Origin of the sequence: Paraburkholderia sp. BR10872 (assembly GCF_040965835.1) — a bacterium.
Lineage (GTDB): Bacteria > Pseudomonadota > Gammaproteobacteria > Burkholderiales > Burkholderiaceae > Paraburkholderia > Paraburkholderia nodosa_A.
In genome coordinates this window covers 1-19,367 of the sequence record NZ_JBFRCN010000047.1, presented here as the reverse complement: position 1 = coordinate 19,367, position 19,367 = coordinate 1, and the positions used below count along the sequence as shown (strand labels likewise).

At 64.5% G+C, this 19,367-nt stretch carries 16 protein-coding genes and 1 pseudogene; 6 read left to right on the top strand and 11 right to left on the bottom strand.

The genetic code is table 11. The features are described from left to right. Positions 1–18: 18 nt before the first annotated feature. From AB4Y43_RS29675 to AB4Y43_RS29630, 10 genes and pseudogenes are all read right to left on the bottom strand, one after another. Positions 19–774, bottom strand: a complete 756-nt coding sequence (locus tag AB4Y43_RS29675; RefSeq protein WP_368619766.1) for an SDR family NAD(P)-dependent oxidoreductase — start codon at positions 772–774, stop codon at positions 19–21. Then, positions 771–1,643 carry a fumarylacetoacetate hydrolase family protein gene (locus AB4Y43_RS29670; protein ID WP_368729419.1) on the bottom strand — a complete coding sequence of 291 codons (873 nt, stop codon included), beginning with the start codon at positions 1,641–1,643 and terminating at the stop codon, positions 771–773. The genes AB4Y43_RS29675 and AB4Y43_RS29670 overlap by 4 nt, the downstream gene beginning before the upstream one ends. Before the next feature lie 67 nt (positions 1,644–1,710). After that, the gene (locus AB4Y43_RS29665; RefSeq protein WP_342949970.1) at positions 1,711–2,109 is read right to left on the bottom strand and encodes a RidA family protein; all 399 of its coding nucleotides are present in this window, start codon (positions 2,107–2,109) and stop codon (positions 1,711–1,713) included. Then, complete coding sequence (locus tag AB4Y43_RS29660; RefSeq protein WP_368729418.1) at positions 2,106–3,239, bottom strand: Ldh family oxidoreductase; 1,134 nt, start codon at positions 3,237–3,239, stop codon at positions 2,106–2,108. Before AB4Y43_RS29660 ends, AB4Y43_RS29665 begins: the two co-directional genes overlap by 4 nt. Beyond that, a complete protein-coding gene (locus tag AB4Y43_RS29655) occupies positions 3,229–3,636 on the bottom strand; it encodes a cupin domain-containing protein (RefSeq protein ID WP_368729417.1) in 408 nt (135 codons plus the stop codon). Before AB4Y43_RS29655 ends, AB4Y43_RS29660 begins: the two co-directional genes overlap by 11 nt. Positions 3,637–3,690: 54 nt before the next feature. After that, a complete protein-coding gene (locus tag AB4Y43_RS29650; protein ID WP_368729416.1) occupies positions 3,691–4,446 on the bottom strand; it encodes an SDR family NAD(P)-dependent oxidoreductase in 756 nt (251 codons plus the stop codon). Continuing rightward, on the bottom strand, positions 4,443–4,868 hold the full coding sequence (locus AB4Y43_RS29645; RefSeq protein WP_368729415.1) for a Zn-ribbon domain-containing OB-fold protein: 426 nt from the start codon (positions 4,866–4,868) through the stop codon (positions 4,443–4,445). Before AB4Y43_RS29645 ends, AB4Y43_RS29650 begins: the two co-directional genes overlap by 4 nt. Then, the gene (locus AB4Y43_RS29640; protein ID WP_368619771.1) at positions 4,865–6,037 is read right to left on the bottom strand and encodes a thiolase family protein; all 1,173 of its coding nucleotides are present in this window, start codon (positions 6,035–6,037) and stop codon (positions 4,865–4,867) included. The genes AB4Y43_RS29645 and AB4Y43_RS29640 overlap by 4 nt, the downstream gene beginning before the upstream one ends. 19 nt (positions 6,038–6,056) lie before the next feature. Then, complete coding sequence (locus tag AB4Y43_RS29635) at positions 6,057–6,395, bottom strand: hypothetical protein (RefSeq protein ID WP_368729441.1); 339 nt, start codon at positions 6,393–6,395, stop codon at positions 6,057–6,059. A gap of 210 nt (positions 6,396–6,605) precedes the next feature. Next, positions 6,606–7,757, bottom strand: a pseudogene (locus AB4Y43_RS29630) (AMP-binding protein); the annotation flags it as partial. Between the two features lie 142 nt (positions 7,758–7,899). On the opposite strand from AB4Y43_RS29630, the gene AB4Y43_RS29625 reads away from it, so the two are divergent. From AB4Y43_RS29625 to AB4Y43_RS29615, 3 genes are all read left to right on the top strand, one after another. After that, entirely contained in the window at positions 7,900–8,409 is a 510-nt protein-coding gene (locus AB4Y43_RS29625) for a MarR family winged helix-turn-helix transcriptional regulator (protein ID WP_069267299.1), read from the top strand. Between the two features lie 437 nt (positions 8,410–8,846). Beyond that, positions 8,847–10,145 carry a TAXI family TRAP transporter solute-binding subunit gene (locus AB4Y43_RS29620; RefSeq protein ID WP_069267300.1) on the top strand — a complete coding sequence of 433 codons (1,299 nt, stop codon included), beginning with the start codon at positions 8,847–8,849 and terminating at the stop codon, positions 10,143–10,145. Between the two features lie 324 nt (positions 10,146–10,469). Continuing rightward, positions 10,470–12,386, top strand: a complete 1,917-nt coding sequence (locus AB4Y43_RS29615) for an AAA family ATPase (RefSeq protein ID WP_368729414.1) — start codon at positions 10,470–10,472, stop codon at positions 12,384–12,386. A 31-nt stretch (positions 12,387–12,417) separates the two neighbouring features. On the opposite strand, the gene AB4Y43_RS29610 is transcribed toward AB4Y43_RS29615, so the two are convergent. Beyond that, on the bottom strand, positions 12,418–17,259 hold the full coding sequence (locus AB4Y43_RS29610) for an NAD-glutamate dehydrogenase (RefSeq protein WP_368729413.1): 4,842 nt from the start codon (positions 17,257–17,259) through the stop codon (positions 12,418–12,420). Between the two features lie 78 nt (positions 17,260–17,337). On the opposite strand from AB4Y43_RS29610, the gene AB4Y43_RS29605 reads away from it, so the two are divergent. The 3 genes from AB4Y43_RS29605 (at position 17,338) to AB4Y43_RS29595 (ending at position 19,193) form a co-directional block, all read left to right on the top strand. Beyond that, the gene (locus AB4Y43_RS29605; protein WP_368729412.1) at positions 17,338–17,796 is read left to right on the top strand and encodes a hypothetical protein; all 459 of its coding nucleotides are present in this window, start codon (positions 17,338–17,340) and stop codon (positions 17,794–17,796) included. 103 nt (positions 17,797–17,899) lie between these two features. Beyond that, positions 17,900–18,604, top strand: coding sequence for an SDR family oxidoreductase (locus AB4Y43_RS29600; protein WP_368685079.1), 705 nt, complete (start codon positions 17,900–17,902; stop codon positions 18,602–18,604). A 10-nt stretch (positions 18,605–18,614) separates the two neighbouring features. Beyond that, positions 18,615–19,193, top strand: a complete 579-nt coding sequence (locus AB4Y43_RS29595) for a pyridoxamine 5'-phosphate oxidase family protein (RefSeq protein WP_368729411.1) — start codon at positions 18,615–18,617, stop codon at positions 19,191–19,193. The last annotated feature ends 174 nt before the right edge of the window (positions 19,194–19,367 follow it).

The window sequence follows — 19,367 nt, the reverse complement described above, 5'->3', positions numbered from 1 at the left end:
GTGGTTCTCCGGTGAATGTCATTGCTCGTGCCCCGCGGGTTCGCTGGCCTGCCAGGCATAGTCCCGGCTGAGCACCGACGCGGTCATGGTGGCGGCATCGGACAGCAGGAACATCAGCGGCCCCGTGACGTCCTCCGGCTGGCCTACCCCGAGCGTGGCGGCCCAGTGCGCGTCGTCGCTCCCGGCATTGGCATGCCGGTACTGGGGCGTGTCGATGACGCCGGGGGCGATCAGGTTGACCCGCACCCGATGCCGGGCCACCTCCTTCGCAGCACTTTTGATGAAGGCCACCAGTGCGGCTTTGCTGGCGGCATACGCGGCAGACTCGGCCCAGCCGCTATGGGCCAGTCCCGACGAGAACGCCAGCACGCTGCCGCGCCGCCGTCGGATCATGCCGGGCATCGCAGCCTGGTAGCACCACACCACGCCATCGAGATTGATGCCGAGCGTGCGCTGCCAGTCAGCCGGCGCCGTGTCATGCACAGCCCGGCGCGGCTGCACCGCCGCTGCGCAGACCAGACCGTCAATGTGGCCATGTTCGTTCTCGATGGACCGCATGGCGGCCATCACGGCATCGCGGTCGCTGACGTCGAGCCGGACAAACTGCAGGCGCGGCTCGGCGGCCAGCAACGCCGCGGCGGCGTGCTCGTCCACGTCGCAGACAATCACCGCTGCCCCCGCCCCCGCGCAGGCACGCGCAAGCGCCGCGCCGATCCCGTTCGCGCCGCCCGTGATGACGATCACGTCGCCGCTTGCATCGAAGCTGGCTTTCATGGGCGCCTCCGCATGTCCGTAACACTCGATTGTCCATACAGGTCGGTCTCGACCACCCGGTTGACCAGTTCGCCCAAGCCCGTACCGCGCGCGGTCACGACGTCGCCGGCTTGCAGGAAAACCTGCGGCTCGCGTGCGTTGCCCACGCCGGCCGGCGTGCCGGTCAGAACGAGGTCGCCCGCGTGCAGCGTCATACCGAACGACAACTCGGCGATGAGTTCGGGAATATCGAAAGCCATCTGCGACACTGAGGCGTCCTGCAGTAGCTCGCCGTTGACGAGGCATTGCAGCCGGACTTCGCGCGGATCGATCTCGTCGGCCGTCACCAGGAAGGGCCCCAACGGCATGGTGCTGTCGATGCTCTTGCCCTTCAGCCACTGGCCGCCGTGACGGCGTTGCAGGTCGCGCTGAGAAATGTCGTTTGCGAGGCAATAGCCCCAGACGTGCCGCATGGCGTCTCTCGCGGCGATGCTGCGGCCGCCGGTGCCGATGACCAGCGCGAGTTCGGCCTCGTAGTCCCATTTGGCCGAGATGCGCGGATCGAAAGCGATGTCGTCGCGCGGTCCAATGACGGTGTGCGGACTCTTGGTGAAGAAGGTCGGGGCTTCGGGACGCGGCACGTCCTGCCCTTCACGCTTGCCCTCGCCTTCCAGAAAATGGTCCCAGTAGTTCCAGCCGACACAAAGCACATCGCGCGGCAAACGCTGCAGCGGCGGCAGCAGGCGCAGGCCATCGATTGCGATGCACTCCAGCGTGCCGTCGCACAACGCGCTGGCGATACTGCACAGCGCATCCCGGCCACCGGCGATCACATCGCGCAGGTCGCCCACAGACAGCGGCAATGGGGCCACCTGGTCGCCTTCGACCACCCCGATGCGCGCCCGGCCCTCGTAGATGAAACTTGCAAATCGCATGATTCGGACTCCGATACGTGTCTCAGGCGTTCGGCAGAACCGCGATCGCGCTGATCTCGATCAGGTATTCCGGCGAGACCAGCTTGCTGACCTCGACCATGGTCGAAGCCGGCAGTGGCGCCTTGAAAAACTCGCGGCGCACGTCGTGGATGCGGTCGAAATGCTCGATGTTGCGTACGTACACATCGACGCGACAGATGTCGTCGAGCGAGCCGCCGGCGGCTTTCACGGCGGCGCTCAGGTTCTCGCAGACTTGCCGGGTCTGGGTTACGACGTCGCCGATGCCGGCGATCGAGCCGTCGGGCCGGCGCGCCGTCATGCCGGAGATGAAGACCAGCTTGCCGCTGGCCTCGATGGTGGTGGCCTGCGAGAAGTGGCCGTTGGGTTTGCGCAGTTCGCCGGTGAGAATTTGCGTTTTCATGCTGTCAGGTCCATATCGTCTACAAGGTTGGCAATCGAAGAAGGCAGCGCGGCGGTGAGCGCGCGCGCCAGGGCGGCGAGTTCGATCAGCACCGGCCGCTCGACGCGGCAGGCGCCGCCGGATTCGGCACGCCTCGCCCAGCCGATCTCGCCGGGGGCGTAAAGACGTTCCGTGCCGGGCGCGCGCCGCGACGAGCGCACCGCGGCCGCCGCGTCGCTGACGGTGCGCGCGAACGCGCCGGCGTCGCGGAAATGCGCCACATCGATCGCGAGGAAAAAGTGCGCGCAGTTGTAGGCAATAGCGCTGTCGCCATAGAGCGGTTGCACCGCCGCGCCGGTGGCGCCGCCGGACAGGCCGCCGCACAGTACGTCGACCATGAAGGCGAGGCCGAAGCCCTTGGGGCCGGCCGCCGGAAGCAGCATGCCGGCGATGGCGGCGGCCGCGTCCGTGGTGGGCAGGCCTTGCGCGTCGGTGGCCCAGCCAGCCGGAATCGCGCGGCCGGCGGCGGCGGCCAGCCGGATCTTGCCCATCGCGCTGGCGCTCATCGCCATGTCGAGTTCCACCGGCATGCCATCGTCACCGGTCACCGCGATAGCCAGCGGGTTGTTGCCGACGACGCTCTGGGCGCCACCCGGCGCGGGCATCAGCGGACGAGTGTTGGACATCGCAATGCCAACGCAGCCATCGCTTGCCAGGGCCCGCGCATAGCGTCCGGCCGCGCCGAAGTGAAAGGCGTTGCGCACCGCCACGGCGCCGATGCCGTGCTCAACGGCGCGCTCCCTCGCGATCGCGACCGCCTGTCGCGCGGAAAGCTGGCCCAGCATGTTTGCGGCGTCGAGCACCACGCAGGCGCCGTGGTCATGGGCCACAGCGGCCCGCGACGCCGCCGTCACGGATCCGCTGCGCAGGCGCTGCGCATACATGTGGACCAGCATGACGCCGTGCGAGGGGAGGCCTTCCATGTCGGCATCGACCAGAGCCTCTGCGACATACGCGGCATCGGCAGCAGCTACGCCGAGCCGCTCGAAGATCGCGCCGACCGCCGCGCACAGGTCCCGCGGATCGGTCTCGCAATGGCTCGAGGGCGTGGGAATGCCGGGAATGGCGGCACCTTTGTGGTCAGTGGGCATCGCGCTCATCCGTGTACCAGCTCGGCTGCTGCGGATAGTGCGGACCGTCGTAGATTTCCACCACGATGGTGTCTTCGTGCGCGAGCGTCGGGCCGTGGATGTGCCCCTTGGGATTCCAGTAGAAGCTACCCCGCATCAGCACCACATTCGTGGCCGTGTATTCGTAGCGACCCTGCAGGCAGAACATGAACTGGTTCGATGCATGCGAGTGCGGCACGGGAATCGACACGCCCTTCTCGAACCGGATCAGTGCGATGGAAGCGCCGGTGGCGTCGTCGCGCCACAGCATCTTTTCGTAGAGGCCCGGCAGGGATTTGGGGCGCCACGGCATGTCTTCGCTATTTAGGAGTACTTCTTCTAGCGGGGGAATGGACGAGGTGGAACTCGACGGGTTCACGATGTTGTCTCCGGTTTGTTTCTGGTGGTTTGGATGAAGTGAGGTTAAGAGGCCTCAGAGCGCCAGAGAAGCGGCCAGGCTCCCCCCGCCACAGACGAAGAGGTTCTGCCCCGTGATCCAGCCATTTGCGGGATCGGCAAAGAAGAGCACCGCGCGTGCTACGTCGTCCGGGCGGCCGAGGCGCTGGAGCGGCAGTGAAGCGGCCAGGGCGCGCGCGCGTTCGCCATGCTCCGGAATATCGCGAATCAGCATGCCGGTGACGATGGGCCCGGGCGACACCGTATTGACCGTGATGCTGGACGGGCCGGATTCCAGCGCCCAGGTGCGGGTCATCGCGGCCAGCGCGGCCTTGCTCGCGCCATAGGCGGTGCGTCCGGCCAGGCCCACGATCGCGCGCGACGCCACATTGACGATGCGGCCGAAGCGCTGTGCCTTCATGTGCGGCAGGCAGGCCTGCGCCAGCTTCATTGCGCAGCGCACGTGCAGCGTCATCATCAGGTCGAACTCGGCATCGTCTACGTCTTCGAGCAGGGTGTTGCGCACCGCACCGGCGTTGTTGACGAGGATGTCGGCCTGCTCTGCCTGAGCGAGCGCCGCCAGTGTGCGAATGCCTTCGGGCGTCGACAGGTCCACGACGCTGGAGATGAGGCGCGGATGCGCACTGGCGGACGGCTCGAGCCCTGCGGCAATCACGCGCGCGCCTTGCGCGAGCAGCGCCTCGCTGACGGCCAGTCCGATGCCCGCGCTACCCCCGGTCACCACGGCCGTACGTCCCGCGAAACGCTGGGTTTCATGGTGGAGATGGCTCATACCGCCCCCCCGTGTTCCGGCGATGCCACGCAGCGGACCCGCAGCACACCAGCGGGCGCCCATGCTGCGCGGATCAGGCTGACCGTCACACGGGTGCCCGGGGCCAGCATGTCGTCGGCCAGCGCGAAAAGCGTGACATCGGAATCCGTGCGAACGGCCGCCACATGTAAAGGCAGCAAACTGACGAAGGCTGGCTCCAGTGTGTGGTGCAGGCGCGTCACCGATAGCACGACGGCCGCGCCGTTGTCGGCCACGTAGTCGATGTGCCCGTGCAGGCAACGCGGGCAATAGCGTTGCGGCGGATAGAACTGGTGGCCGCACTGCGCGCAGCACGGCAGTGCGAGGCCGCCCGGCGGCGTGGACTCCGCCATGCTGTGCCAGGCAAGCGAGCGGCACTGCGCAAAGGAAGCGTCGTGGCTCATGGCGTGACCCCTTCGATGATCGCGGCGCCGGTGGCGAGGCAGCGGTCGTACACGGCCATGCCGTAGCCGCTGGCGAGCCCGATGCGGGCAGCGCGTACCTGATTGGCGCCGGCCTGCGCAGTGACCTGCCGCAAGACTTCCACCAGCCCCAGATAGCCGCCGGCCGCACCGGCCTGTCCGCAGCCGAGCTGGCCGCCGCTTGTGTTGTGCGGAAAGTCGCCGCGGAAACTCAGATCGTGTGACTGAATGAGAGCGGCAGCGGCGCCGGGCGGGCAAAAGCCGAGCCCTTCCAGTTGCAGAAACACTACCGCGGGGTAGTCGTCGTAAGTCGCCAGCACATCGATGTCCCCGCAGCCGACGCCGGCCTCGCGATAGAGGCGGCTGCACTCCTGGGCCCAGCCGCCTCGCAAGATGGCTTCATCGTCGGCGTAGGCGTTGTGGCGCTCGACCATCGACCGGATACGGGCGTACGGCAGGCCGAGATGGAGGGCCCGCCGCCGCTGCATCACCAGAAAGCCCTCCGCACCCGCACACGGCATCACGACATCCAGCTTGTGGAGCGGCTCGGCGATTGGCCGGGCGTCGAGGTACGCCTCGAGCGAAATGGGGTCGCGCAACAGCGCGTGCGCGACGGCACTGGCATTGGCGCGCTGCGAGACGCAAAGGCGGCCGAAGTCGGCTCGCGTGGCGCCGGTGGCATCCATATAGCGCCGGGTCAGGTGCGCGAACGGCATGTTCGGACCCGCCGCTCCGTAGGGATACACCGCGTCGATGGCCGCCCAGGAAAAGCGACTGGCCAGCCCGGCAAAACCACCGCGCGGGTTGGCATCGGCGCCTATGCAGGCCACGACTTCCGCATCGCCAGCCTCCACCGCCCGTGCCGCGCGGCGCAGCGCGATCACACCGCTGGCGCCGCCGAAAGGTACGGATTCCAGCCAACGCAACGACAGCCCGAGCGACCGCGACAGGCTGGCCACAGGGTCGGGTGCCAGCGTGAAGCTGGAGACGGCGAGGCCGTCAATACTGTCTTTCGACAAGCCGGCGCCAGCCAACAGTTCACGCAGGCATTGCGCGACATACCAGTCCGCTGGCTCGGTGCTGTAGCGCGCGTAGCCTGTCGTGACGGGTACCGCCAGCACGGCTTGCGCGTCTTCGGGTTGGATTGCCATGGGAGACTCCGGCGGCCGCTCAGGCGTTGTCCGCCGGATGCGAGGCGGAGCGTTTCTTCAGGGCGCGCAGGTCGAATGCGGCGCCCTCGCCAGCCAGGCGGCGCATGATTTCGCGCAGCACCCCACGCTGCAGCTTCTGGGAAGCAGTCAGCGGAAGCGCGGACACGAACGCGATGTAGCCCGGGAGCTTGTAGTAAGCGAGCCGCTGCGCCGCAGCCTCGAATATTTGCAGCGCCACCTCGTGCGAAGGCGCGTGGCCGGCGGCAAGCTCGACGCACGCCATGACTTCCTCGCCCCGCGTCTCGTCTTCGACGGGTCCCACGCCGACGTTGCGCACAACGGGCAACTGATTGAGCACGGCCTCCACTTCGAGCGAGGCGATGTTCTCGCCGCTGCGCCGGATGATGCTCTTCTTGCGGTCGACGAAATGCAGGGCGCCGTCGCTACCCGCGCGCACGATGTCCCCGGTATGGAAGTAATCGCCAGCCCATGCGGCTTCGGTCAACTCTGGCTGGTTGGCGTAGCCCGAGAAGAAACCCGCCCGGGGATCCGGACCGGCGGCGCGCACCCACAGTTCGCCCGAGCTACCGGGCGGCACGTCAACACCTGCGTCGTCGACGATCCGGTATTCCATGTGCCCCGACGGTCGGCCGAAGCAACGGCTGCCGGCATGGCGCGGCTCGACGTTGGCCGCCACCGCCGCTCCCGCGCCGACTTCGGTCATCGACCACGACTCCACCAGCGGAAAGCCGAAGCGCGCCTCGAACGCCGCCTGGTGTTTCGGATGCACGCCAGCGCCGAAGCCGAACTTCACTGCGTGCGCGCGGTCGCCGGGCCGGGGCGGGAACTGCAGCAGGATGGCCGGCATCACGCCGAGGTAATGCACGATGGTGGCGCCGCTCTGAGCGACGGTCTGCGCCCAGGTGCCGGGGTGGAAACGGTCAAGCTAAATGATGCAACCGCCGCTCAGGATCATCGCCATCGACGAGCAGGCCAGCGCGTTCATATGCACCAGCGGCAACGGGGTGATCAGGCGTTCGGCACCGGGCTCGATCGCGCACAGGCCGCCGAGCGACAGGTACCAGCGGCCGAACGCCAGCATGTAGGCATTCGAGAGCATGCAGCCCTTCGGCAAACCCGTGCTGCCCGAGGTATAGACCAACGCACACTCGTCCGTGCTGGCTGCGAACGTGCCGGGCAGCACCGGCACCCGGGGCGCGTCGTCGCCGAGGCAGCAAACCGGCGGCAATGCCCTGTCGGTGCCGGCCAGTGCGAGGTGCAGTGCGGGTTCCAGTGCCGCCCTTCGTCCTTCCAGCGTGACCACCATCACGGCCGCGCTGTCGCGCAGCACATGCGCCATCTCCGCAGCGCTGTGCTCTGCGTTGAGCGGCACGATCGACACGCCGATGCCGTTGAGCGCCAGCCAGCACAGGAAGAACTCGGCGCGGTTGTCGAGCATCACGGCGACGCGATGGCCGCGCGTCAGGCCAGCTTCGCGGAAATCGGCCTCCAGCGCCTGCACGCGAAGGGCTGCTTCGTCGTATTCCCAGTCCACCGCTTGCCCCCCGTACCCCGCCGTTGCTTGCGCGGGAATGTGGAGAAAAGGATGCGCCGGATAGCGGTCCGATGTTGCGTCAAAGGCCGCTCGAACCGAGCCGCCAGAGATTGCGGCGCTATCGCCCGGTTGCCCAGGAAACCCGCACGAGGAATCAAAAGCCATGTCGTGTCTCGCCCATTTCATTGTCTTTCTGATGTCGGCCGGTTGTTGTCCCCGGTCAGACCATGAGCGAATACTAGTCATCGAGTATCTTGATGTCAAGCAATCAATTGCGAAGTTATTTGGAGCCAAGTAAAATTCGCGTATGACTACCCTTGACTATGTGGACCAATTTCTCGCCGAATGGCGTACGGCGCGCCCCGACCTGGATCTGCAACACGCCGACATGCTGATCAGGGTGATCCGTCTGGGCGGCGTGCTGGAGCGAGAGCTGATCAAGCTTTCCCAGGCGCACGGCATCACTTCGGGCCAGTTCCAGGTGCTGGCGGCGCTGCGTCGGCGCTACCCCAAAACGGCATCCCCGTCGGACCTGAGCCGCATCGCCATCCTTACGACCGGCACGATGACCGTGCTGCTGGACCGGCTGGAAGACAAGGGCCTGGTGCGCCGTCTGCCCGATCCGAATGACCGCCGGCGGCTCGAAGTGGAACTGACGGAAGAAGGCCTGGCGTGCATCGATCGTGCACTGGACGAGCGGGTCGGCCGGCTGAACGCGCTGACGGCGATGCTCGATCCGGAAGAGTCCGTCGCTGCAGGCCATGCACTGCGTCATTTGTTGAACGCGATCGACGCTTCGAGCGACAGCGGCGACTGATCGGCGAAGGGGATGCCAGCTCAGGCGCCGCGCGGGAAATTTCAGCGCGAATCGATCCGGTCAGCCTTTGGCGTCGCGCCTTCTCGATGGGTCGATGTGACGGAGCCAAGTAAACGCCATGAAGGTATGTCAAGTAAAAAGGCGAATCCATCGCTTCCAATATTAATTTGCACTACGACCTATATCTTTGATCCGCGATTACCGATCACCAGACAGCAAGGGGACACCGGCAAGCCTGCCCGCAAACGCTGCGTCCTCGATGCGAAGGTAGATTCCCTCGCCGTGGCATACTCACCCCGAGCGGCAACGGCAATAAGCTCAGCATAACGATCAGAGCGAGCCACGACGCACCGCGATCCTTGCTGCGTTGCATCCTGGAGGCGTACATAACGATGCCCCGACACAATCCGGCACTGCATCGCAGCCAGACAGCACCCATGACCAGGGCGAGGCGGCGCTTCCTGATCGTCGGCGTAATCATTTTGTTGGCTGCGTTTGGCTGGGTGGTGGCGATCGTGGCCGCACCCGCGTTCCAACGCACCATCGTCATGACCAGCGGCGCTGACAACGGCATCTATCGTGGCTTTGCGGATCGCTATGCGCCCATCCTGAAGCGTGCGGGCATCAAGCTCGATATCCGCAGTTCCTCCGGCGCGGTGGAGAATTATGAGCGGTTGAGAGACCCGAACAGCGCCTATGAAGTCGGTTTCATCCAGTCGGGTACCACCAACCCGAAGGAGACCGACGGTCTGCAGACGATCGCTGCCGTGTCGTACGAACCGATCTGGGTGTTCTATCGCGGCGACACGACGGTCGACCGGCTGTCGCAGCTTCGTGGCAAGAAGATTTCGACGGGCGTGCCCGGCAGTGGCCTGCTCAATGTCGCGCAGGTATTGCTCGGCTACAGCGGCATCACGAGCCAGAACTCCACCCTGCTGCAAATGGATGCGCCGGCAGCGTATCAAGGGCTCGAAAGCGGTCAGATCGACGCGGCTTTCTTCATCGGCCGGCCCGACGCCGAGATGCAGAAGATCCTGCTGAACAGCGATCTCAAACTGATGAGTTTCGCCCAGGCAGACGCGCTGGTTCAGAAGTTCCCATCGCTTTCGAAGATCGTCTTGCCCCGCGCGTCGACGAGTGTCGCCGATGATCTGCCGCGCACCGACGTCACGCTGCTCGCGGCAACGGCGCTGCTGGTCTCGAAAGACACGCTGCATCCGGCGCTCGTCTATCTGCTGCTCGACGCGGCTCACTCCGTTCACGGTGGCGAAGATTACTTCACGCCGCTCGGCACCTTCCCTAACCTGAAGACGGAAGAATTCCCGCTCTCCGACGAAAGCGTCCGCTACTTCAAATCCGGCCAGCCGTTCCTGTACCGCTATCTGCCGTTCTGGCTCGCGAGCGTGATCGAACGACGGCTGTTGATCCTCGTGCCGTTCGCGGCGCTCCTGATTGGCTTGCTTCAGGCATTGCCGCGGTTGCTCGAAGCACGGATGAAAAAACGGCTCGTCGTCTGGTACCGCGAAATCAAGGCACTCGAAGACGAAGTGTGGAGCAACAGCGAGCCGAGCCCCTCGCAGATCGCGCAATGGAGCGAAGAAATCGAAAACATCGACGCAAACGCGAGCCGGATACGCATTCCGTACCGCTATTTTCAGGATGTCTACGCGCTCAAGCAGGCGATCGGTGTTGTGCGGGACCGGATAGCCCACGTTGCGCAGCGAGCGAACGAATAGCGACGCTCGCCCCATTTATCTTTATTCTGCCCGCGGTCCGACCCGCATGGCGAAGCACGCCACACAGGCGTACATCGCCGTTCGCGCCCCCAAAGAAACCATGCAGCCAGGCTAAATCACCGGATTAAAAGGTATTTATCCGTCAATCCCCTTTTTCGCGGGCTGCCTAACGCAGGCATAATCCTATTGGAGCAGCGCGATTAAAAGGGTCGTTTTCGTATTCCTGACTATCCATGGACTACGCAAGGCGAGACGTTCGAGCGCCTCCAGTCCCACGATAGATTATCTGGCGTCGTCACGGCGGCGCCAGGCAGGAAAGGATTCATGAAACCGGCAAGGAATTCGCGGTGGTCACGCTTTGGCCGATACGCGGCGTTGGGTGTATGCGCGGCGGCGCTCGCGGCGGCGTCTGGCTTTTTCTACTGGCGCCATCAAGCGAATCTTGCGCAGTCCCAGCCGGCTGCGCTTACGGGTGTCGCCAGCGAGATGCGGCATGACGCATCGCCATGGACGAAGCGCGAGAAGGATGCCTCGGAATTGCTGCGCGATATTCGCGACCGCGATGTCGCCGCAATTGGCGTGAGCCGCGAAGCAATTCTCGTCTCGACGATCAAGGGCGAAAAGTATTATGTGGCCGATCACAATGGCGCATTCGCGAACGCCCTGCTGTTCGGCGATCTGAAACCGGGCGCGACGCCGCCCTGGCAACTCGTCTGGCTGCCGCACGCCGATGTGCGCATCGGCGCCGAGCGCTGGACAGAAGCCCTCGACCGTGTGCGCGACGCGTTCAGTCTGCTACTCCCCGTGCTGATGCTAGGCGGCCTGCTGTGGTTCATGCGCCGCGAAATGGGCGGCGGCGCACAATTGCTCGGCGAATCGCCCACTTTGCGCTTCGACGACGTGATCGGCGCAGGCGAAGCGAAAGCCGCGCTCGCCGACGTGCGCGCGTGGCTCACCGAGCCCGCGCAGTTCACGGGCATGGGCGTGCGCGCGCCATGCGGCGTGCTCATGACAGGCGGCCCGGGCGTCGGCAAGACGCGTCTCGCGCAGGCGCTTGCAGGCGAATGCGGCGCGAATTTCATCGCCATCACGGGCAGCTATTTCAGCGCGAAGTATTACGGTGTGGGCATTCAGAAGGTCAAGCGCCTGTTCGAGCTCGCGCGCAAGAACGCGCCGACGGTCATCTTCATCGACGAGGCGGACGGCCTGGGCAAGCGCACCGATACGGGCGGCGGCCCGGTCGAAGCGGAAAGCAACCGCATCATCAACCAGCTGCTCGCGGAGATGGACGGGTTCGCGTCGAACGAAGGCGTGATCATCGTCGCCGCGACCAATCACCCGGACAATCTCGACGAAGCGCTGCGCCGCCCTGGCCGCTTCGACCGCACGGTGCAGGTGCGTTTGCCCGACCTGGAGGATCGCGCAGAAATTCTGCGCTTCTACGCCGCCAATCTGAAGTCGAAAGCCAACGACCTCGATTTCAACCAGCTCGCACGGCTGACCACGGGCCTTTCCCCGGCCACGCTCTCGATGATCGTGAATCAAGCGGGTCTCGTCGCGCGCAAGGCCGGCAAGCGGCAAGTGGCCGCGGTGCATTTTCTCGAGGCCATCAAGATTGCACGCATTGGCGACGTCAACGGCGCGGAGCGCGCGCTTTCGGACGACGAACGCACACGCATTGCGATCCATGAAGCAGGACATGGACTCGTCGCCGCCCTCCTCGGCACCGGCGTGCTCGAAGAAGTGACGATTTTGCCGCGTGGCGGCGCGTTGGGCGTGGCGCTGATCACGAAAATGCAGGACAAGTACCTGTATCGCGAAACGGAAATGCGTAACGAAATCCAGGTGCTGCTGGGCGGGCGCAACGCGGAACTGCTCATGTTCGGCGAAGCGTCGAGCGGCGCGGCGCAGGATTTGCAGGAGGCCTCGCGCATCAGCCTCGACATGGTGTCGAAGCACGGCTTCAATGCGGATGGCAATCTGTTCAGCCTCGCGGCGCTGCCGCAGCAGGTCGCGGGCTTGCAGTTGAAGAGCGCGATCGAGCACGCGAACGCTCTGCTGCACGAACTCAACGACGCGTGCTTCGCGTTGCTGCGTGCGAACGAGCCGGTGCTGCGCGCGATCGCCGACCAGTTGCTCGAGGCGGAGACGGTGCCCGGCGAGACGGTCTATCGTCTGATTCGCGAGCAGGCGGCGGCCGTGGCGAGCACGCAGGCGGTGACCGAAGCGGCCGCCGCGTAAGCCGCTTGCACCGCCGTCATCGTTCGAGTCTTCAAGTCCTTTCGAGCGCCGCCATCGCCCTCACGATCACGAGCAGCACAGAAAGACTCACGCCGCTCGACGCACGCAGTTCCGTAAGCAACTGCCCATAACGCTCGAGCGCCGCCTCGTGCTGAGCGCACCATGCGTCGACGAGCGTTTGTGCGTCCGCGGTTTCGGAGCCTTGTGCAAGCACGCTCGTGGTGAGCGCGCGCTTGAGGTGCGCCACCTCGGCGAGCGCCGCCGCGCGCGCCATGGTGTCCCAATGCGTCGGCGTAGGCAGCGTCGCTGCACGCTCGCCAATCCAGCTGTAATTGAGCCGCGTACCCAAAGCGAAGTACGCCGCCGCAACGCGCTCAAGAGGACGGTCGCACGCCGCCGCTACATCCGCGATGTCCAGCAGTGCTACCGAAATATCTCCACTCGCCACGCGCAGCGCGAGCGCATTTTCGACGCCCGCCTTCACGAGTTCTCCCTGGCGTGCCGAAAGCGCTTCGAGATCCGGGTCGGGCAGCAGCGTCGGCAATTGCGGCGCGAGGCGCTGAGCGGCGTCGCGGCAGCGTGCCAGCAGCGTGCTCACACCATCGTTGTCCACCGAGCCTGCCTGCAGATGCCGCAGGAACCATAGCGCCGCGCGTTCGAGCAGCCGTGCGATGTCGACGAACATGCGCGCCTGCACGTCGTCGGGCACGCGGTTGTCGAGCGCGTCGATGGCGCGCCAGATATCGTTCAGACCAAATACGTCGCGCGCCATGATGCACGCGTGCACGATTTCGCCGGGCTGCGCGTCGGTTTCCTCCATCAAACGGTGCACGAATGCGCAGCCCACGCGGTTCACGAGCGCGTTCGTCAAATGCGTCGCCAGAATTTCACGCCGCAGCGGATGCCGATGCATGGGTTCGCTAAAGCGCTGCTGCAGTGGCTGCGGGAAGTAGTCGATCAGCAGGTCCGCGACGAGCGGGTCTTCCGGCACCGATGAATCGAGCAACGCGTCGTAGAGCCACATCTTGCTGTAAGCGAGCAGCACGGCGCGCTCCGGCGACGTGAGCCCGAGTTTCGCGGCCTGGCGTTCGGCGATTTCATCGTCGGTCGGCAGGAATTCGATATGGCGATTCAGACGTCCTGCGCGTTCGAGCCAGCGCATGAGGCGCGATTCGGCATCGAGCAGCTCCACGGCGTAGCGGCCCGCGATCGAAAGCGCCTGAGTCTGGTAGTAGTTGTCGCTCAGCACCAGCAGTCCGACTTCGTCGGTCATCTCCGCGAGCAACGCGTTGCGCTGTTTCGTCGTCATCTCGCCGTCGGCCACCACGAGTCCGAGCAGGATCTTGATGTTGACTTCGTGGTCCGAACAATCTACGCCTGCCGAGTTATCGATCGCATCCGTGTTGATGTGGCCGCCATGCTGCGCGAATTCGATGCGCCCGAGCTGCGTGACGCCGAGATTGCCGCCCTCGCCCACGACCTTGCAGCGCAGTTCCGAGCCGTTCACGCGCACCGCGTCGTTGGCTTTGTCGCCGACTTGTGCGTTGGTCTCGCGCGCGGATTTCACATAAGTGCCAATGCCGCCGTTATAGAGCAGGTCGACCTTCGCCAGCAGGATCGCGCGAATCAACTCGGTTGGCGAAAGCGCCGCCGCCTCGATGCCGAGTGCCGTGCGCACCGCCGCCGAAAGCGGGATCGTCTTCATGGTGCGCGCGAACACGCCGCCGCCCGCCGATATCGTAGCCGGGTCGTAGTCGGCCCAGCTCGAGCGTTCGAGCGCGAAGAGCCGCGCGCGCTCGGCAAGGCTCACGGCCGGATCGGGATTCGGGTCGAGGAAAATATGGCGGTGATCGAAAGCTGCGACGAGCTTGATATGCGGCGAGAGCAGCATCCCGTTGCCGAACACGTCGCCCGACATGTCGCCAACGCCGACCACGGTGAAATCGGTGGCCTGCGTATCCACGCCCATTTCGCGGAAATGCCGCTTGACCGACTCCCACGCGCCGCGCGCCGTGATCGCCATCTTTTTGTGGTCGTAGCCCACGGACCCGCCCGAGGCAAATGCATCGTCGAGCCAGAATCCGTATTCGGCGGATATCGCGTTCGCGTAGTCGGAGAACGTGGCGGTGCCCTTGTCGGCGGCCACGACGAGGTAGGGGTCGTCGGGATCGTGGCGCACGACATCGGGCGGCGGCACGATCGCGTTGTTCACGAGATTGTCGGTGAGATCGAGCAGGCCGCGCAGGAAGGTCTGATAGCACGCCACGCCCTCGCGCGTCCATGCTTCGCGGTCGCTCGCCGGCGGCGGGTTCTTCACGACAAAGCCGCCCTTCGATCCCACCGGCACGATCACGACGTTCTTCACCATCTGGGCTTTCATGAGGCCCAGCACTTCGGTGCGGAAGTCTTCGCGGCGATCCGACCAGCGCAGGCCGCCACGAGCGACACGCCCGCCGCGCAAGTGCACCCCCTCCACGCGCGGCGAATAAACCCAGATCTCGAACATGGGCTTGGGTTCGGGCAGGCCAGGCACTTTCGAAGGGTCGAATTTGAACGAGAGCGAGGGCCGCTCTGCGCCATTGGCTTCGCGGCGGAAATAGTTGGTGCGCACCGTCGCATTGATCACGCCGAGGAACTGCCGCAGGATGCGGTCTTCGTCGAGATTGGGCACCTGGTCGAGCGCGCTATCAATGGCCTTGAGCATGAGTGCCGTGCGCTCTTCCCGTGCCTGTGAATCGCGCGGATCGAACCGGAGTACGAACAGTTCGACGAACTGCCGGGCGATCGCCGGATTGCCGGTTAGCGCACGCTCGATATAGGCGTCGCTGAATGTCGAACCCACCTGGCGAAGGTACTTCGCATAGGCACGCAGGATCGTCACTTCGCGCGCGCTCAGATAGGCGCGCAGCACGAGCCGGTTGAAATCGTCATTTTCGATGCGTGCGTTCCAGACGCTTTCGAATGCGTCTTCGAACAGGCCCTTCACGCGCTCGATGTCAAATTCGGCGTCGTCCGCGAGTTCGAGGCCGAAATCGTGGACCCAAGCAGGCGCGCAAGAAGGCGCCTCGATCACATAGGGCCGCTCTTCATCCACACGCACGCCGAGGTGTTCCAGCATCGGCAGGCTGCGCGAGAGCGCGATCGCTTCGCCCGTGCAATAAACCTTGAAGCGGAACGTACGTGGGCCCGCCTCGATAGGCCGGTACAGATTCATCGCGATGCGCTGCGCTCCCTGCACGCGCTCGATCAGCTCGATATCGCGTACCGCCGTGCGCGCCGGATAATCGTCGCGATAGCCCGGCGGGAACGAATCGGCGTAGCGATGCAAGAGACTCGTGCCCTGCTCTTCGCCGAATGCGTCGAGCAACGCATCGGCCAGATCGTCCTGCCAGCGGCGCGTGACCTGCACGAGCCGCGCCTCGAGTTCGTGCGTGTCGACTTCGGGCATCGAGCCGGGTTCGGCGTGCACGACGAAATGAATCCGTGCGATCGCCGACTCCGAAAGCAGCGGCGTGAACTCCACGGAAACGCCGTTGAAGGCGTCCACGAGCAGGTTTGCAATCCGCCGCCGCAGATCGGTGTTGTACTTGTCGCGCGAGACGTATACGAGGCAGGAAACGAAGCGGTTGAAGCGGTCGCGCCGCACGAATAGCCGCGTGCGCTGGTGTTCCTGCAAGCGCAGCACACCGAGCGCGATGTCGAAAAGCTCGTCTTCGCTCGCCTGCAGCAGTTCATCCCGCGGATAGGTTTCCAGCACCGTCACCAGCGATTTGCCGAGATGGCCTTTCGGCAGAAAACCCGCGCGCTGCACGATATTCGCGCATTTGCGCCGCACGATCGGGATTTCGGCGGTGGAGACCATATAGGCGGTCGAGGTGTAGAGGCCGACGAAGCGGCGCTCGCCGCACACCTTGCCATCCGCGCCGACTAGCTTCACTCCAACGTAGTCCAGATAGCCCGGCCGGTGTACGGTGGCACGCGAGTTCGCTTTCGTCAGGAAAATGGGCCATGCGCCGCTGATGATGTCGACGGCCGCGGGCGGCAACGGTGTGATGTCCGGCGTGCCCGGCGCGCGCAGCGATTCGCGCAGAATGCCGAGGCCCGAGCCTTCCACGCCACGCAGGGCGTAGCCGCCGTCATGCGCGACCAGCGCGTAATCGCGCTGGCCGAGGAAAGTGAAATGGTCGGCCACCATCCATTCGAGAAACGCGCGCGCTTCGATGTCCTCTGCGCTCGTTTCGCGCGCTTTCATCGTCTTGATGGTGGTGCGCGCGGCCTCGAGCAGGTTCGGCCAATCTTCTACCGACGCCCGCACGTCGCCAAGCACCTTGGCGATGTCGCTGCGCAATTCGTCGAGCTTTGCTGCATCGCCGCAGCGGTCTACCTCGAAATGGATGAACGAAGCGAGTTGTGATTGCCCGTCGCCGGCGCTAGCCCCGCCTTCGTCTACACGCTCGATCGTCCCGTCCTTGCCGCGCCAGATCCGGAATACGGGGTGCAGCGCGGAATGCAGCGCGAGCCCCAGACGGTTGACGGCCATGGAAACCGAATCGACGAGAAATGGCATGTCGTCGTTCACGATTTCGATGACCGTATGGTCCGAATGCCAACCGTGCTGTTCGAGGATCGGGTTGTAGACCTGCATGCGCTCGCTGCCCGGTACAAAGCGCTGCGCGGTTCGCCAGTGCGCCATGGCGGCGCCGTAGAGGTCGGCGATGCTGCGGCTGCGCAGATCCTCCGCGTCGGCGAAATCGTAGTAGTGCCGCAGGAAAGGCTCGACGATCTGGAACGTCGGCTCGGGCAAGCGCGCCCGCGCAAATTCCATGACGTCGGAGAGCAGATGGGCGACGAATTCTTCGTTCCTCGCTAGCATGACGAACTCCTTGGCGGATAGTCATCGACTGCATCGGCGGTTCAGTCATTATGCACCGGCAAGGTGATCGAACGATGAATGCGTGCGCACGCGCTGGCTCACGGCGAGGCGCTGCACTGCAATGCGGATGGTGGCGCAGAACTTGCTGACTGCGAATGCCCGGTTCAACGCGCTTATATCGCGCTCGACGAGATGTTCGCTCGTGTGTGCAATGCCCTGCCCCGCAATGGCGGCATCGATGGCGAGCGACGATTGACTGAAGTGCGGCCCTTTCAGCTCGCCCACATCATTTGTGCAACCGAGGGCGTTGAAAAATTCCGGCCACAGATCATGAGAGTCGTGGAGCAGCACATAGTTTTGCAGGTCCGAGATCGTGCGCACCGGGTGATCGGGCTTGAGCAGTTGCGGGCTGCTACGCCGAATACCTGCAGCGGAAATAGCGGGTCGCTGACGAGGCCTTTCGCGAACGGCGGCTTGCCGAGCCGCACCGCGATATCCACGCCATCGGACCTGAAGAATTTTATTGTCAGACTATAAGAAACATCATTCGACAATCCAATCATAACGCCATACAGTTTCTGGACGATTTCCCATACGGCGCAGTTCTGACGCGCTGAATCCAATTCAAGGAGAGAGCACGATGGCAGTAGAAAAAGTCGCACTCGTCACGGCGGCCGGCAAGGGTATGGGCGCGGCGATCGCGCGCGAACTGGCAGCCAGCGGCTACCGTCTGGCCTTGATGTCACCCTCGGGCAGTGCGGCCGAACTGGCGAGAGAGCTTGGCGGATTCGGCTTTACCGGCTCGGTGACCGAGCCGGACTGTATCGACCGGTTCGTCCGCGAAACGCTCGAAAAATATGGCCGCATCGACGCTGTGGTGAACAACACGGGGCATCCGCCGAAGGGGGATCTGCTTTCTGTTGCAGACGAACAGTGGCACCTCGGGCTCGATCTCATCCTGCTCAACGTCGCTCGCGTGTTGCGTCGCGTGACCCCTGCGTTTCTCGAGCAACGCGGCGGCGCGGTGGTGAATATCTCGAGCTTTGCCGCCGATGCGCCCGAGCAGGCCATGCCTGTTTCTTCCGCGCTGCGCGCCGCGTTGAGTTCGTTCACGCGCCTTTATGCCGACCGCTACGCGAAGGACAATATTCGAATCAACTCCGTGCTGCCGGGGTTTATCGACAGCTGGCCCGAAACGCCCGAGATTGTTGCCCGCATTCCGGTTGGCCGATTCGGGAAGACACAGGAGATCGCACAAACGGTCGCGTTCCTGTTGTCGGATGCCGCGGGGTACATCACGGGGCAAAACATCCGTGTCGACGGCGGCATCGTGCGTGCTCTGTAGCGCGGCAGATATGGATCAGATCGTCGACGAGCTCTGGGCACGCCTGAACGCGGGCGCAAACGCGGGCAATGAGCGCTCGCCCTTCACGATGCTGCAGGTCGCGACGATTGCGCTGGACGGTGCGCCTGCCGTGCGGACGGTCGTGTTGCGCCGTGTCTCTCGCGAGCGGCGCTCAGTCATGTTTCATACCGACGTGCGGTCTACAAAGGTGTCTGAATTGCGGCGCGACCCGCGCGTATCGCTCGTCGGCTGCGATCTCGACGGCGGGATCCAGATAAGGCTGCACGGCGTTGCGAGAATCGTCGAGACGCCCTCGGATACGAGAGCTGTCTGGGACTCGAGCAGACCTCGGACGTTGATCGTCTATCGCACGCCGCTTGCGCCCGCGACACCGGTTGCGTCTCCCGCCGAAGCGCATGCAACGACGCTCGCCGAAGATCCCGACTCATCGGCGGGATTCGAAAACTTCTGTCTGATTGATGTGACCGTATCGAGCATTGACTACCTCGATCTGAATCCCGCAGGGCATAGGCGGGCCAGTCTGGTGTTTGAAGAAGGGGAATGGCGCGGGACCTGGGTGGCGCCTTGAATTGACGAGCTGCTTTTTTTAATGCGCCCAAACGCCAGAACCCCGGTTCTCTTTCGGAGACACCGGGGTTCTGGACGTTACAGCATAAGGAGCCTGACGATTACCTACTTTCACACGGGCAATCCGCACTATCATCGGCGTGGAGCTGTTTCACGGTCCTGTTCGGGATGGGAA